The sequence below is a fragment of the Nocardia acididurans genome (assembly GCF_016741815.1).
Classification (GTDB): domain Bacteria; phylum Actinomycetota; class Actinomycetes; order Mycobacteriales; family Mycobacteriaceae; genus Nocardia; species Nocardia acididurans.
Window position 1 is genome coordinate 55,298 of record NZ_JAERRJ010000010.1, and the last position, 15,541, is coordinate 70,838.

Below are 15,541 nucleotides of genomic sequence, written 5' to 3' on the forward strand. Positions count from 1 at the left end.
ACAGATGAATTCGTCTCCCCCGTCAGCGCCAGATCCCACCGGGATCGGCGAGGCCACCAAGACCCGGAAGCAGCGTCGCATGCGGCGGCGGCTGGCCGGCGGTCTGGTTCTTCTGATGGGCCTGTTCGGAGCCGGCTTTCTGGCGTCGGCGCTGACCCCGCAGGCTCAGGTCGCGACCGCTGAGCAGGACAACGCCGCGCTCATCCGCGAGGGCCAGCAGCTCTACGACAACTCCTGCGTCACCTGCCACGGCATCAACCTGCAGGGTGTCCAGGACCGCGGCCCCAGCCTCATCGGCGTCGGCGAAGCCGCTGTCTACTTCCAGGTCTCCTCGGGCCGCATGCCCGCCGCCCGCAACGAGGCGCAGATCATGCGCAAGCCCCCGAAGTTCGACGCCCACCAGACCGACGCCCTGGGCGCCTACATCCAGGCCAACGGCGGCGGCCCGACCGTCGTGCGCGACGCCAACGGCGAGATCGCGCAGGAGTCGCTGATCGAAGGCGCCGACCTCGGCCGCGGCGGCGAGCTGTTCCGCATGAACTGCGCGTCCTGCCACAACTTCACCGGCAAGGGTGGTGCGCTGTCCTCGGGCAAGTTCGCGCCGCCGCTCGCGCCCGCCAGTGAGCAGCAGATTTACCTGGCCATGCTCACCGGCCCGCAGAACATGCCGAAGTTCTCCGACCGGCAGCTGACGCCGGAAGAGAAGCGCGACATCGTCGCCTACGTCAAGGACGCCACCGAGACCACCCCGCCCGGCGGCTACGGCCTCGGCGGCTTCGGTCCCGCCACCGAGGGCCTGGCCATCTGGGTCGTCGGCATCGTGGCGCTGGTCGGTTCCGCCATGTGGATCGGATCGCGGTCATGATCGCGTCAGGGCCGAAGGCGGCAGCGCAGCGTAACCACGCAGGCCCCGCGGGCATGACCCGGAGGACGCAGCCATGAGTGAACAGGAGCGAAACGACATGGGGGCGAACCCCGCTGGGGACTTGGAGCCCACCGACGAGCAGCTCGACGCCATGTCGCGCGACGAGCTCGTCGAACTCGGTACGAAGCTGGACGGGGTCGACGTCGCCTACCGCGCACCGCGCTGGCCCGTCGAAGGCACCAAGGCCGAGAAGCGCGCCGAGCGCCGCGTGGCGCTGTGGTTCGCCATCTCCGCCATCATGGGCGTCGCCCTCATCGGCGTCTTCCTGTTCTGGCCGTGGGAGTACAAGACCCGCTTCCAGGACGGCAACGCCGAATACTCGCTGTGGACCCCGCTGGTCGGCCTGACCTTCGGCATCGGAGTGCTCGCCGTCGGCATCGCCGTGGTGCTCATCCGCAAGCACTTCGTGCCCGCCGAGATCTCCATCCAGGACCGCCACGACGGCCCGTCGTCCGAGGTCAACCGCCGCACCCTGGTGGCTCAGCTGCAGGACGCGGCCGAGACCTCCACCCTGGGCCGCCGCAAGCTCATCACCCGCACCGCGGGTCTGGGCGCGGGCGTCCTCGGCATCGGCGCGCTGTTCGTCTTCGTCGGCGGCATGATCAAGAACCCGTGGGCCAAGGGCGACAAGTCGCCGCTGTGGGTCTCCGGCTGGACCCCGGACTACCCGGGCCAGACCATCTACCTGCGCCGTGACACCGGCCGCATCGAGGACGTCGTCCTGGTGCGCCCCGAGGATCTCGACGCCGGCGGCATGGAAACCGTCTTCCCCTGGAAGGAAGAGTGGCGCGGTGACTCGCACGCCACGCTGGAATCGCTGCGCGGCATCCGCAACTCCGTCATGCTGATCCGCCTGCGCACCCACGATGCCGAGCACGCCATCAAGCGCAAGGGCCAGGAGAGCTTCAACTACGGCGACTACTTCGCCTACTCGAAGATCTGCACCCACCTGGGCTGCCCGACCTCGCTGTTCGAGCAGCAGACCAACCGGATCCTGTGCCCCTGCCACCAGTCGCAGTTCTCCGCGACCGAATGGGGCAAGCCGGTCTTCGGTCCCGCCGCCCGCGCGCTGCCGCAGCTGCCCATCACCGTCAATGCCGATGGCTACATGGTCGCCGCCGGTGACTTCATCGAGCCGCTCGGCCCGGCCTTCTGGGAGCGTCGTTCATGAGCCCTAGCAAAGCGGCCGCACAGGCCAATGAAATGGACGAGCGCTACCACCTGGCGGCGTTCGCGAAGCGATCGATCAACAAGGTCTTCCCGACCCACTGGTCGTTCCTGCTCGGTGAGATCGCGCTCTACGCGTTCATCATCCTGCTGCTCTCGGGTGTGTTCCTGACGCTGTACTTCGACCCGTCGATGGCACACGTCACCTACGACGGCGCCTACCAGCCGCTGCGCGGCGTCGGCATGTCGCGGGCCTACGAGACCGCACTCGACATCTCCTTCGAGGTGCGCGGTGGTCTGTTCGTGCGCCAGGTGCACCACTGGGCGGCGCTGCTGTTCGCGGCGTCGATCATCATCCACCTGTTCCGCATCTTCTTCACCGGCGCGTTCCGCCGCCCGCGTGAAGCCAACTGGGTGATCGGCTCGCTGCTGCTCATCCTGGCGATGTTCGAAGGCTTCTTCGGCTACTCGCTGCCGGACGACCTGCTCTCCGGTACCGGTCTGCGCGCCGCGTTCTCCGGTATCACCATCGGCACGCCGGTCATCGGCACCTGGCTGCACTGGCTCATCTTCGCCGGTGACTTCCCGGGCACCATCATCATTCCGCGCCTCTACATCGCGCACGTGCTGCTGCTGCCGGGCATCATCCTGGCGCTCATCGGTGCGCACGTGGCGCTGGTCTGGTACCAGAAGCACACCCAGTTCCCCGGACCGGGCCGCACCGAGAAGAACGTCGTCGGCGCCCGCATCATCCCGGTGTTCGCCGCCGACCAGGGCGCGTTCTTCGCCTTCACCCTCGGTGTCGTCGCCATCATGGGTGGCGTGCTGCAGATCAACCCGATCTGGAACCTGGGTCCGTACAACCCGTCTCAGGTCTCGGCCGGTTCGCAGCCCGACTTCTACATGATGTGGACCGACGGCATGGCCCGCCTCATGCCGCCGTGGGAGCTGTACCTGGGTCGCTACACGATCCCGGCCGCCTTCTGGGTCGCGCTGATCATGGGCCTGGTGTTCACCGTGCTGATCGCCTACCCGTGGATCGAGAAGCGCCTCACCGGCGACACCGCGCACCACAACCTGCTGCAGCGTCCGCGCGACGTGCCGGTGCGCACCGCCATCGGCTCCATGGCCATCGCCTTCTACCTGGTGCTGACCCTGGCCTGCGTCAACGACATCATCGCGCTGAAGTTCTCGATCTCGCTGAACGCGACGACCTGGTTCTTCCGCATCGCACTGCTGCTCGCCCCGCCGCTCGCGTACTTCGTGGCCTACCGCTTCTGCATCGGCCTGCAGCGCAGCGACCGCGCGGTCCTCGAGCACGGTGTGGAAACCGGTGTCATCAAGCGGCTTCCGCACGGTGAGTACATCGAGGTCCACCAGCCCCTCGGCCCGGTCGACTCGCACGGTCACCCGATCCCGCTGGAGTACCAGGGCGCCCCGGTGCCCAAGAAGATGTCCAAGCTGGGTTCGGCCGGCAAGCCCGGCACCGGCTCCTTCCTCTTCGCCGACCCGGCGTCGGAGCAGGAGACGAATGTCGCTCTCGCACACGAGGAAGAGCACCAGATGCTCGCCGTCCTCGAGCGCGCTCGCGACGAGGCGAACAACGGCAAGAACGATCACTGAGATCAGCTGAACAGGAAGGCCCCCGAGTCCGCGAACCCGGGGGCCTTCCCCGTTTCAGGCATGTGGGATGCCAACCCGTGCCCAAGGTCGTCGGCTGAACTCGGGGGGTCCATACTGTGCGGCGTGACACAACTCCGGGCTTCCCTGGCGGCCTTCGGCTCACTACTCGTGCTGGGCGTTGTCGCACTTGTCGTTTCGATAGTCGCTGACGACGACGTCCTCCGATGGCTCGGCGTGGTCGGCGCACTGGCTGGGGCTTTCGGCGTGGCGCACACTACGTACGCGCTCGTTGCTCGACAGGGCGGCGATCCTGGAACCAGGGGAAGTCGTCAACCCGAGCCGTCGACAGAGCCCAGCGGTGAGCCTGCCGCCCTGCCGACCGCACACGTCAGTCACATCGGTGGGTTGTTTCCCTGAGTCAACATCAATTTGGCTTCGCCTGGAGCGCAGGCGAATTCGCGGGGAGGGTGGGTCTCGGCCGCCGCCGCTCTGGTAGGTGCCGTCCTGTTGTGCGGGGCGATCGTAATGACGCTGGGCAACGGACAGATGCGGATCGGCGGGAACGCTCCAGTCGATGGCACGCCGCCTACCGATCTGACGCCGCCGGATGTGGGGCATACGCCTCGGACGAGTGTTTGGACGCCGGATGCGAAGGACATAGCCGACATAGTCGCATTGCCTTGCGTACAGCAGTGCTTTCAAGATCAGCTCGACGTGGGTACGTCGATCGATGTCGATCTCCCGATGGGTGATGGCCAACCGGATCTTGTTGCGTTGCCGGGAAATCAGGTGAAAGCTCTGAACGGTGCGGGGGTCATGCCGGCCGCGGACGGTGTCATAGATGCCAGCCGCTGTCCTCCTGATCCGACTGCCCACTCCGCCGGGCCGATCACCGCTGGACCGCCGTTGTGCCTGCTCACGTCGGCAGGAAGCCGTGTCATGGTTGTCAGCCATCAGACCGGGGGTTCGGACTACCTGACTCTGGTCTATTTCGTGCTGGCTCGGTAGGCGTCGCCTGCGCGTGCGGGCCTGAATCTTGCTGTTTCCCATCCATTGTGGCGGTGGGCGTGCATAATACGCACGTTGTTACTGGTCATTCGTCCAATAGGAATGGGGCATCCGTGGGTCGATATCTTCGCGCCCTGCTGGGAGTGGCTGCGAGCGGGGTGGTCGCCGTGCTCGTGCTGTCCTATACCGCTGGGGCGCAGCCTGTTTCAGGGGCAGTGCCCGGGGAGGTCGGGGTCGATGTGGTCTCCGAGGCTCCGGGCAGCGTGGCGGGCGGGGGAGCTGTCGTGGGACTGGTCGACGCGCATGCGCATCTGACCGCGGCGGTGGCCTTCGGGGGAGAGTTGCGGTGCGGGGAGCCGTTCGCGGCGGGCGGGGCGGCCGAAGCGCTGCGGGGATGCGACGAACACGCTGGGGCGCAGCCGGGTGCGCTGCTCGAAGCCATTCTCGGCGGCACCGATCCGATGTCCGCCGACCAGCAGGGGTGGCCGGACTTCACGCAGTGGCCCCGGAACAATACGCAGTTGCACGAGCAGGCGTACTACCGCGGGGTCGAGCGGGCGTGGCGGGGCGGGCTGCGGGTGGTCAATGTGCTGCTCGTTGCCAATCGGGTGATCTGCGAGCTGTATCCGGAGCGGGGGAGCTCCTGCGATGAGATGGATCAGATTCGGGTGCAGGCGCGGTACCTGCGGGATATGCAGGATTACATCGATGCCGAGCACGGTGGAGCCGGGCGGGGGTGGTTCCGGATCGTCCGGACGCCGGCGGAAGCGCGCGCGGTCGCCGGGCAGGGCAAGCTCGCCGTGGTTGTCGGAGTGGAGTCCTCGGAGTTGTTCGGGTGCCGCCATATCCGTGATGTCGCGCAGTGCACGACAGCGGATATCGACGCCGGGCTCGACGAGATGCAGGCGCTCGGGGTGAGCAACCTGTACCCGGTGCACAAGTTCGACAATGCCTTCGGCGGAACACGATTCGATGAGGGGGCCACCGGGGCCGCCGTCAATATCGGCAACCTGCTGACCACCGGAACCTGGTGGGCGGCACAGCGATGCGACGGGGCCGCCGACAACGAGCAGGCGCTGGCCAGCGACCTCATCGCGGAGCTGCTGCCCGGCGGAACGGCAGGGGAGACCGTGCTGCCGGTCTACCCCAGCGGGCCGATCTGCAATGTTCGCGGGCTGACCGATCTGGGCCGGTACCTCATCCAGGGCATGATCGCGCGCGGCATGATCATCAATATCGACCATATGGGAGTGCGCACCGCGCGGGAGGTGCTCGACATTCTGGAATCGGTGGGGTACGCGGGCGTCATGTCCTCGCACACCTGGTCCGATCGCGAAATCATCGACCGCACAATCGCATTGAGCCGATTCGTGGCCAGCTACGCGCATGCGGCGCACGATCCTGACCCGAAACTGTCGTTCCTGGCTGAGTGGCGGGCCAACCGCGCCGCCGGGCACGGCGGGCAGATCACCGGGTACGGGTTCGGCTCCGACGTCAACGGACTCGGGCCACAGGCGCCGCCGCGACCGGACGCGGCGCAAACGCCGCTGCGCTATCCGTTCACCGCACCCAATGGCGCTGTGCTCGACCGGCATCGCTTCGGCACCAGGACATTCGACATCAATACCGACGGCGTCGCCCAGTACGGGCTCTACGCCGACTGGTTCGCCGACATCATCCAGGCCGCCGGCGACGACGGGCCCACGCTCGCCCGCGATCTCATGAACGGCGCGGAAAGCTATGTGGCCATGTGGGAATCGGCGCGCGCGTGAACGCGCCGGTCGATGATCCCGCCCGCACGCCGGTGACCGGCGCGGCCCGCCTACGGGTCGGCGCGGGATGGATCGCGGCACTGGTGCTGGCCATGATCGGGGTCTACGCCGGATGGTTCGGACCGATCCAGATCCTGCTACCCGGCCAGGCCGAACAGTTCGAAACCGCGGGGTACGGCGGCAAGGAAACCATCCTGGCCGTCTGCACCGGGGTCGGAGCGGCCATATCCATGATCGCGAACCCCCTGTGGGGCTTCGTCTCCGATCGACGAGCGGCCACAGCCGGCCGGCGCGGGATCGTCATCGCCGGAACCGGTGTGGCGGTGGCGGGGCTGCTGGTACTCGCCGCCGCCCCGAACCCGGCACTCATGCTGCTCGGCTGGATACTCGTGCAAATCGGATTGAACGGTCCGCAAGCAGGTTTGGCCGCGAGCATCGCCGACCGAGTTCCGGAACGGCAACGCGGCACAGTCGGTTCGCTGTTCGGGATCGCGCAGATGGCCGGAGTCGTCACCGGCACCGGAGTGGCCGCGCTCGGCGGGACGCGCATCGGCTACCTCGTGCTCGCGGTCGCGGTGCCCGCACTCATCGCCGCTTGGACGCTCATCCACACGCAGGGATCACGGCCCGGCCCGCACGGACTACAGCCCGAATCACACGGTCTGCGAACCGGGCTGGTTGTTCCCCGGCCCGCGACGCTCCGGCCGGGTGGACGGTCGGCCGGCGTGCGCCGTGGCATCCGGGTGCGGCCCAGCGGGCAGTTCGGGTGGGCGTGGGCGGTGCGGTTTCTGATGAATACCGGGAACTCGCTGATGCTGTTGTATCTGTATTTCTATCTGGACGATGAGATCGGGGTGGCCGATCCGGCCGGGGGCGTGCTGGTCGTCACCGTCTCGAATATCGTGATCGCCGCGCTGGCAGCGGGGTTCGGCGGGTATCTGTCCGATCGGCTGGGGCGGCGACGGGGGTTCGCTGTTGTCGCGGGGGCGGTGACCGTCGCGGGGAATGCGGTGCTGGCGGTTTCGCCGGGATTCGCGGTGGTTCTGGTGGGCGCGGCGGTGGCCGCTGTGGGGTGGGGGCTGTACCTCGCGGTGGACATGGCCATCGTCACCGCCACCCTCACCGAACCCGACAGCTTCGCGACCATGCTCGGCGTGGCGAATGTGGCCAATGCGCTGCCGCAGGTTGTCGCGCCCGTGCTGGCCGCACCGCTGCTGGCCTGGGGTGCGGGGTACGGGGGCGTGTTCGGCGCGGCGGCGGTCGCCGCGCTGTTCGCCATCGTGTGCGCCCGGCGGCTGCGGCTGCCGAACCCGAAGCTGGACCCGGCCTGAGTTCGAGCCGGAATACCGACCCAACCGCCCGTGTAACCGACCCGCCCGTCCGTGTAATCGAGGAGCCCGATGACAACGCCCGAATTCGACCTTCCGCCGCACTTCCGCTTCGGAATGGCCACCGCCGCAATCCAGATCGAGGGAGCCACTCGCGCGGACGGGCGTGGGGTCAGCATCTGGGATACCTTCGCCGCGCAGCCGGGCCGAATCCACAACGGCGACAGCCTCGACATCGCCACCGATCACTATCACCGGTACCGCGCCGATATCGCGGATCTGCGGGACTGCGGCGTCGACGACTACCGGTTCTCGATCGCCTGGCCCCGGGTCGTCCCGCAGGGGCGCGGCGAGGTCAACCCGAAAGGGCTGGACTTCTACGATCGGCTCGTCGACGGACTGCTCGAGGCAGGCATCCGGCCCGTGCCCACGCTGTATCACTGGGATCTGCCGCAGCCGTTGCAAGATGAGGGCGGGTGGCTCGCACGCGCTACCGCCGAGGCATTCGCCGAATATGCCCGCGTGGTCGCCGACAAGCTCGGGGACCGGGTGCGGGATTGGCTCACGCTCAACGAGATGAACGTGCACACCCTCTACGGGCATGTGCTCGCCGATCACGCGCCTGCCCTTGATCTGGGGCTCGCGGCATTCCCCGCCGCTCACTACCAGCTGCTCGCCCACGGTCTGGCGGTGCGAGAGCTGCGCGCGGCAGGCGACTTCCGGATCGGCGTGGTCGGACAGCACTATCCGGTCATCCCCGCCAGCGACGAGGCTGCCGATGTCGAAGCGGCCGACACCTTCGCGGCCCTGACAAACTGGACCTTCGCCGACCCGATCCTGCTCGGCCACTACCCGGCCGAGGAGATCGCCGCACTCGTCGCGGGCACGGCGGGACTGAGCGCCGAGCAGCTCGCCGCCGACCTCGAGATCATCGCCGCACCACTCGATTTCTACGGGGTCAACTACTACGAGCCCGTCCGTATCGAGGCCCGCCGCGAAGGCAAGGACTACAGCGGCGTCCTCGAAGTCGACATCCCCGCCGATATGCCTTTCGCCCCGGTGCCTTTCGAGGATGGCCCGCGCACCGACTTCGGCTGGACCATCAGCCCGTCCGGCTTCGAGGACATCCTGAACCAGATGCGTGAACGCTACCCGCACCTGCCTCCGGTGGTGATCACCGAATCCGGCGCATCCTTCCACGACGAGCCCGGTCCCGACGGCGCGATCCACGACACCCGCCGAATCGACTACCTGCACAGTCATATCGACGCGGTGGCGAAAGCGATCGCGAACGGCGTGGATGTCCGCGGCTACTACGTGTGGTCCGCCCTCGACAACTTCGAATGGGCCGCCGGATACGAACAGCGCTTCGGCCTCGTCCACGTGGATTGGACGACGCTGGAGCGCACCCGCAAGGACTCCTGGCACTGGTACCGCGACGCCATCGCCGCCCACCGCGACCGGAGCTCCTCGCTGACGCAAGCCTGAAATCCCAACGACCCCGCCATTCCGGCTGCCCGCGGCCGGAGTCCACAGGGACCGTAATCCCGGTCGCTGCGTCGATCCCCGCCGAGCGGCGCGTCAGGGCAGGCTGCCAGAGGTAATGCGGCCCAGGCCGTCGCCGCACTGAACCGGCGCGGGGTTGCCCGGCCCATTCGGATCGGCCGCCCCCGACGTGGCGCGGGTTGCTGCGCAAGGGTTTCGGCGTGGAGCGGTGTTGTCAGTTGAGCGGCGGGCTGATCCGCTCCGGTACTTCGCCCGTCTCGGCTTGCGGGTGCTGCTCTGCCGCTGCGGCGGCTTCGGCGCGGTCTACCCAGGTGAGCCAGGCGCCTGCACCGAGGCGGGGTTCGGCGTAGCCGTCGGTGGTGCGGACAATGCGGGTGCCGGGTTGTTCGAGCCAGCGGACGAGGAGGCCCGCCTCCTCGGGGAGTGCGCCGCGCAGTGGGGGATGGACGGGCTCGTCCTCGGTGCCGGGAAGCGGATCGGCCGTGGCGGCGGGGGAGTCCAGGCGTGGGGGGATGACTGTTTCGGCGGAGGCGGCCAGGCGTTCCACCACCGCCATGGGGGAGATGCCGCGAATGGCGGTGCCCGCGGCGGCGAGGCGGGCATGGCGGATAACCGCGAACTCCCAGCCACCGGCGCCGTCGGGGCGGGCAGCTATCAGTTCGGGGATGCGGGCCAGGGCGGTGAGGCGCTGGGTGCGGCGCAGCGCGCGGATCACCGGGACACTGCGGTCGCGCAGGCGGGCTGCGGCTTCGAAATGTTCTGCGGTGGAGTGGGATTCGAGCTTGTCGGACATCGCTCGGAGGAGTGCGTCGTCCGTGCCGGAGAAGAGGGCGCGAACTGCCGTGGGGGCCGGTTGGTATTCCTCTATATATAGGGGTGCGCTGTGAGCGCTCGCGGGGCAACCGCCGACGATCGCCGGCGGGCAATCGTGGCGGCCGGTGCGGGGGATGCGGGTCGTGCAGGTGCGCAGGCCCGCCAGTTCGGCGAGGGTGGCGGCGATCTCCTGGGCGTCGGTGCGGGAGTGGAAGGGGCCCAGGCAGTCTCGGGTGGGGGTGCGGGAGACGGCGAATCGGGGGAAGGGCTCGTCGGTGAGGGTGAGCCACCAGGCGCGCTGCGGGAATTTGGAGCGGCGGTTGTAGGGCGGGGTATGCGCGAGCAGCAGGCGGAGTTCGCGCACACCCGCCTCCAGCGCGTGCGCGCATTCGACGTGATCGACCCGGGTGGCCAGCTGCACCATCTCGCGCATGCGCGGGCGGGTGTCGGAACCGGTGAAGTAGTTGCGTACGCGGCGGCGAAGATTCACCGCGGTTCCTATATAGAGGACTTCCTCCGAAGGGCCGCGGAAGAGATAGACGCCGGGGGTGCTCGGGAGGTCGGCGGCCAGGGTACGTTTGGCGCGCTGGCGGCGGGTCACCTCGGGTAGGTAGTCGACCAGTTCCGTGAGGCTGTGCACCCCTTGGTTTCCCACGCGCGCGATGAGGGCGTGCAGCACGTCCACGGTGGCGCGGGCATCGTCGAGGGCGCGGTGCGTGGGGCGGGTCTCGGAGCCGAGGATCTGGGCCAGCATCTCCAGCTTCACCGACGGCGCTTCATCGCGGCTGAGCACCCGCCGCGCCAGCTGCACGGTGCACACCACCTGGAAGGCGGGCCACGCCGTTTCGCAGCGGGCCGCGGCCGCGCGCAGGAAGCCGGTGTCGAAGCGGGCGTTGTGGGCGACCAGCACCGCGCCCTGCGCGAACTCCAGGAAGCCGGGCAGCACCTGCTCGATGCGGGGCGCGTCCATGACCATGGCGGTGGTGATGCCGGTGATGTGCACGATCTGCGGCGGAATCGCGCAGCCCGGATTGACCAGGGTGGCGAACTCGCCGAGCACCTCGCCGCCGCGCACCTTCACCGCGCCGATCTCGGTGATGGCGTCGCCCTCGGGACTGGTTCCGGTGGTCTCCAGGTCTACGACCACGAACGTTGTGTCATAGAGCGGGGTTTCGAGTTCGTCGAAGGCCAACTGTTCGGACACGGTCCGCAAGCGTAGGCGCGGGGTCCGACATCCCGGGCCGGTTCATCCCGTCCGTGACCGGCCGGATGGCTGTTTTCGCCGCTGTTATGACTATGTGGAACATCGACCTGGCGAAATGTCTGAATATGCAATCGAGATTCTCGAGATGAAATCCCCGAATTGCGAAAATATGCGAGTTTGTGACCAGGGTCACATTGATTCGGAATGTGGATCAATTTCGGAGGGGGGAACGGTTGGTTCGTGTCGCCGCCCACCGCGTGCTGTCCCGGCACCGCGCGGTCGGGCGTGTCGCGTGCCCGTGTCGCAGCCGCGCAGGTCGGAGGGTTTAGGTCTGACCTGCGGTTATGTGGAATTCGTCGAGGTCGGGCGGGTCTTCGGCACGGCTACGTTACCGACCGGTAGCCGTTCGGACGCTCCGGACAAAACGTCGCTTGTTATCTTTTCGTGATTGGTGTGATGTCCGTCGCAGCGAAATGTGGACGCGTAACACTTTTGGACTACTCGGCGTCGGTTGCGGCTTTACAACCCACCGTTATGTCCTCGTAATCTTCCTGAGACCTCGCGGAGTCCGACCCACCAAACCGGTGCGGCGTCGCGGGGCAGATTGGAAGTTCCTCACCATGGCGACCACCACCGTCAAGCGACAGGTCCGGGGCATGCAGCGCAATGCCAAGCGCGCCGCCGCCGCCGGTGCCGTCGGCGCTGCCACGCTGAGCGCGCTACTGCTGCCCGCTACTCCCGCGTCGGCCCAGCCGGTGACCATCCCCGGCGTCGGCACCTTCGAGGTGCCCGACACCATTCAGCTGCCCGCCGGCATCCCCGGTGTGCCGGAATCGATTCCGGTGCAGATCCCCGCCATCCCCGGCGTCGAGGTCCCGGGCGCGCCCGCCGCGCCGCAGCAGAGCGCCCGCCAGATCGCGGTCGACGCCGCGCTCAGCAAGGTCGGCTCGCCCTACGTGTACGGCGCCGCCGGCCCGAACGCCTTCGACTGCTCCGGCCTCATGCAGTGGTCCTACGCCCAGGCCGGCGTGAGCATCCCGCGCACCAGCTACGACCAGCTCGCCTCCGGCGCGCCGGTCTCCTACGAAGGCCTCGAGCCGGGCGACATCGTGTCGTTCTACGGCGGCAGCCACTCCGGCATGTACATCGGCAACGGCGAGGTCGTGCACGCCTCCACCTCCGGTCAGCCGGTCAAGGTCGCGCCCATTTCGTCCATGCCCTTCGCGGGCGCACGGCGCATCTGAGACGGGCCCGCAGGTGCCTGACCTGCGAACGAAGCGGCGACCGTGACATTCCCGTGGCCTACTGGACACAAGCGGTCGCCGTTTCGTAATCTTATCGAGACCTTCTTTTCCGGCTTGGGGTAAGAGAACGGGACATGCCGACGGTGGCCGCACAGCGAAACGATCGAACGAAGAATCGCACCAGGTGCCTGGTGGGAGGTGCGCTGGCGGTAGGGGTGGTCGTCTTCGGAGCCACCACCACGGCCCCCGCCCTGGCCGACCCGGTCGCCGCGCCCGCCACCGCCGCCGACGCGGTACAACGGCTGATGGATCTGTCCCGGGAATCCGAACAGCTCAACCAGCAGGCCCTCGGCGCACAGTCCGACCTCGACGCCAAACTCGCGGCCCTCGCCACCGCCGACACCCAGGCCGCGCTCGCCGCCGACGCACTCGACGCCGCCAAGGCCGAGATCAAGAAATTCCAGCCCGCCATCGACCGGGCCGCCACCTCCGCACTGCTCACCAGCCGCAGCAATCAGCTCAGCTCGCTGCTGGCCGCCGACTCCCCGCAGCAGCTGCTCGACCAGATGTCCATCGTGGATCTGCTCGGATCGCGCACGAATCGGCAAGTCGCCCAATACAAACAGGCCAGTGACGCGGCCGCCGTCGCCGAAACCGCCGCGCGCACCGCCGCCGACGCCGCCCGCGCCGCCAGCACCGCCGCCGACGCCCTGCGCACCGACCTCGAATCCAAACGCGCCGCGCTGCAAGGCTCCATCGCCGGAGTCATCGCCGCCTGGGGGCAGCTCTCCGCCGGTGACCGCTCCGCCCTGGCCGGTACGCCCTTCCCGCCCGGATTCGACCGCGACACCCTGCTGCGCGGGCTCGTCCCCGGCTCCGGCACCAGCGCACTCGCCGCCGGGCTCACCCGCATCGGCGCACCCTACGTCTGGGGTGCGGTCGGCCCCGACCAGTTCGACTGCTCCGGCCTCGTGCAGTGGGCGTTCAAACAGGTCGGCAAGAGCGTGCCGCGCACCAGTCAGCAGCAGGCGAGCTTCGGCACGCCCGTCGCCGAGAAGGACCTGCAGCCCGGCGACGTCGTGTTCTTCTACCCTGAGATCTCACACGTGGGCATCTACGCGGGCAACGGATTGATGTTGCACGCCTCCACCTTCGGCGTCCCGGTCCAGGTCGCGCCGATGGGGTCCACACCGTTCAATTCGGCGCGCCGGTTCTGAACCGGCAGGCACGGCCAGGCCCCGGAGGAGGAAACGTGTGCAACCACGGAGGGGTCCCGTGCCTGCACCCTCGGATACGGCGCATGACCGCGAGGTGGCGATGAGCGCACTGCGACAGGCCCGCGGCTGGTTGTCGGCCAAACGACGATTCCAGTTCGTCGCCACCTGCACCATGGTGATCGGGCTGACCGCCGCGTGCGGGGCGCTGCTCATGCTGCCGAACTCGGTACTGCCGAAGATCCGCGCGGTGGTGCCGGGGGACGCGGGGCTGGTGGCCACCGACCCCCAGGTGCCCGAGGTGCGGCGGCTCATGGACTCCTACGGGAAGGTCGTGGCCGAACCCGTGGTGACGGGCGCGGGGAAAGTCGGTGTGGTGCTGGGGCATCCGGCGCGCAGTGGCGATATCGACGTGCTCGCGGGCGAACTCGCGGCGGCCACGGTCGCGGTGAGCGCGCTGTGGGGATCGAACTGGTCGCAGGCCCCGGTCGTCGTCGTGGCTTCCAGCCCAGCCGAATTCGCGGCGCTCACCCACGCCACCGGTGCCGTGCCCGCCGAAGTCGCCGCCGCGACGGTCGCCGACCCGTTTCATCCGGGCAGCCAACCCGAAGGGCAGCGCGTGGTCTTCGGCCCCGAAGCCGGACGCCGCCTCGGCGCGGACGGACTGCGCACAGTGCTGCGACACGAGCTCACCCATATCGCCACCCGCGCGGTGACGGTCGACGGGTCACCGCAGTGGATGCTCGAAGGCTTCGCCGAATACACCGCCCACCGCAGCACCCGGCAGCCGGTCGCCCAGATCGCGCCGACCCTCATCGCGCGGGCGCGCACCGGCGACCTGCCCGCCGACCTCCCCGCCGACGCCATGTTCGAACCCGCCGGCGGCCAAGCCTCCCTCGCCTACGAACAGGGTTGGTCCGCCTGCGCCTTCATCGCCTCCGAATTCGGTGAGCCCGCACTGGTGAACCTCTACCGGCAACTGGCCACCGGCCCGCGCGACCACGCCGCCGTCGACCGCGTGATCCGGGAAAGCCTCGGCGTCTCCGGCGAGGATTTCCGCACCGGCTGGCGAGCGTGGATCACCGCCCGCAGCAACGAAGCGGCCTGAGCGAACGCCCGAGGCGCAGACCGGGTGCGAGCGGTGTGAAAGGCAGAAGTGACCGCTGCGCTCGGGACCGACGGTCAAGCGCTGTTCTCGGCCAGGGCTCGGAAGCACTCGAGGTCTCGGAGCAGGTTGCGGCGTAGTCGGCCGCCGAAGAGAAGAAGCACCAGGCGGTCGGGGCCGGCGGGGGTGATCCGGACGTGGAGGCGGACCGCGCATCGGTGGTCGCCGCGGGGTTCGACGGTGCGGGTGCCGGTGGCCGTCACGCCGCTGGTGGTTCGCCAGCGGAAGCTGTGGCCGGGGTCGACCGCGATCACCTCGCCGCTGTTGCGGTAGGTGCGGCCCGCGAAACGCAGGATCTCGGCGGTGCGGGTGCCGACGCGTACCTGACCTGCCGGGTCCGGTCCCATGGTGTGCACGCCGTGCCGCCAGCGCGGGTCGTTGTCATAGTCGGCGAGCAGCGCCCAGACGGCGGCGGCCGGGCGGGCGATCTCGGCTTCGGCGACGAGTTCTGTCATGGTTTCGGCTTTCGCTCTATGCCTCCAGCATGGCAGGTGTGCCGACATCCGCCTGCCAGGCCGCGCGACTCGGGTTCGGCCGTGGGCCGCCGCGCCTCGTCGACGTGTGGCGGAAGG

Annotated in this window: 12 protein-coding genes; 9 read left to right on the forward strand and 3 right to left on the reverse strand. The window is 68.6% G+C overall.

All coding sequences use genetic code 11. The features are described from left to right. Nucleotides 1–4: 4 nt before the first annotated feature. The 3 genes from qcrC to qcrB all read left to right on the forward strand — a co-directional run bounded on the left by qcrC (nucleotide 5) and on the right by qcrB (nucleotide 3,715). A complete protein-coding gene (gene qcrC / locus JK358_RS25465; RefSeq protein ID WP_201951686.1) occupies nucleotides 5–865 on the forward strand; it encodes a cytochrome bc1 complex diheme cytochrome c subunit in 861 nt (286 codons plus the stop codon). Between the two features lie 73 nt (nucleotides 866–938). Next, complete coding sequence (gene qcrA, locus JK358_RS25470; RefSeq protein ID WP_201951687.1) at nucleotides 939–2,096, forward strand: cytochrome bc1 complex Rieske iron-sulfur subunit; 1,158 nt, start codon at nucleotides 939–941, stop codon at nucleotides 2,094–2,096. Next, nucleotides 2,093–3,715 (forward strand): cytochrome bc1 complex cytochrome b subunit, encoded by a 1,623-nt coding sequence (gene qcrB / locus JK358_RS25475; protein ID WP_201951689.1) that lies wholly within the window; start codon nucleotides 2,093–2,095, stop codon nucleotides 3,713–3,715. Before qcrA ends, qcrB begins: the two co-directional genes overlap by 4 nt. 162 nt (nucleotides 3,716–3,877) lie before the next feature. Here qcrB and JK358_RS25480 read toward each other — a convergent pair whose 3' ends face one another. Continuing rightward, a complete protein-coding gene (locus JK358_RS25480) occupies nucleotides 3,878–4,669 on the reverse strand; it encodes a hypothetical protein (RefSeq protein WP_201951691.1) in 792 nt (263 codons plus the stop codon). A 167-nt stretch (nucleotides 4,670–4,836) separates the two neighbouring features. On the opposite strand from JK358_RS25480, the gene JK358_RS25485 reads away from it, so the two are divergent. From JK358_RS25485 to JK358_RS25495, 3 genes are all read left to right on the forward strand, one after another. Beyond that, a complete protein-coding gene (locus tag JK358_RS25485) occupies nucleotides 4,837–6,495 on the forward strand; it encodes an amidohydrolase family protein (RefSeq protein WP_307817732.1) in 1,659 nt (552 codons plus the stop codon). Continuing rightward, nucleotides 6,474–7,826 carry an MFS transporter gene (locus tag JK358_RS25490; protein ID WP_307817733.1) on the forward strand — a complete coding sequence of 451 codons (1,353 nt, stop codon included), beginning with the start codon at nucleotides 6,474–6,476 and terminating at the stop codon, nucleotides 7,824–7,826. The genes JK358_RS25485 and JK358_RS25490 overlap by 22 nt, the downstream gene beginning before the upstream one ends. Before the next feature lie 69 nt (nucleotides 7,827–7,895). Further along, nucleotides 7,896–9,311 (forward strand): GH1 family beta-glucosidase, encoded by a 1,416-nt coding sequence (locus JK358_RS25495; protein ID WP_201951693.1) that lies wholly within the window; start codon nucleotides 7,896–7,898, stop codon nucleotides 9,309–9,311. Nucleotides 9,312–9,543: 232 nt separating this feature from the next. On the opposite strand, the gene JK358_RS25500 is transcribed toward JK358_RS25495, so the two are convergent. Further along, nucleotides 9,544–11,346 (reverse strand): DEDD exonuclease domain-containing protein, encoded by a 1,803-nt coding sequence (locus JK358_RS25500; RefSeq protein ID WP_307817734.1) that lies wholly within the window; start codon nucleotides 11,344–11,346, stop codon nucleotides 9,544–9,546. A gap of 620 nt (nucleotides 11,347–11,966) precedes the next feature. Between JK358_RS25500 and JK358_RS25505 the strand changes: the two genes are divergently transcribed. From JK358_RS25505 to JK358_RS25515, 3 genes are all read left to right on the forward strand, one after another. Beyond that, on the forward strand, nucleotides 11,967–12,590 hold the full coding sequence (locus JK358_RS25505; protein WP_201951699.1) for a C40 family peptidase: 624 nt from the start codon (nucleotides 11,967–11,969) through the stop codon (nucleotides 12,588–12,590). 134 nt (nucleotides 12,591–12,724) lie between these two features. Next, nucleotides 12,725–13,807, forward strand: a complete 1,083-nt coding sequence (locus JK358_RS25510) for an NlpC/P60 family protein (RefSeq protein WP_201951702.1) — start codon at nucleotides 12,725–12,727, stop codon at nucleotides 13,805–13,807. Between the two features lie 100 nt (nucleotides 13,808–13,907). Next, the gene (locus JK358_RS25515; protein WP_201951707.1) at nucleotides 13,908–14,912 is read left to right on the forward strand and encodes a hypothetical protein; all 1,005 of its coding nucleotides are present in this window, start codon (nucleotides 13,908–13,910) and stop codon (nucleotides 14,910–14,912) included. Between the two features lie 74 nt (nucleotides 14,913–14,986). Here the strand turns inward: JK358_RS25515 and JK358_RS25520 are convergent, their stop codons facing one another. Then, nucleotides 14,987–15,424 (reverse strand): SRPBCC family protein, encoded by a 438-nt coding sequence (locus JK358_RS25520; RefSeq protein ID WP_201951709.1) that lies wholly within the window; start codon nucleotides 15,422–15,424, stop codon nucleotides 14,987–14,989. Between the last annotated feature and the right edge of the window lie 117 nt (nucleotides 15,425–15,541).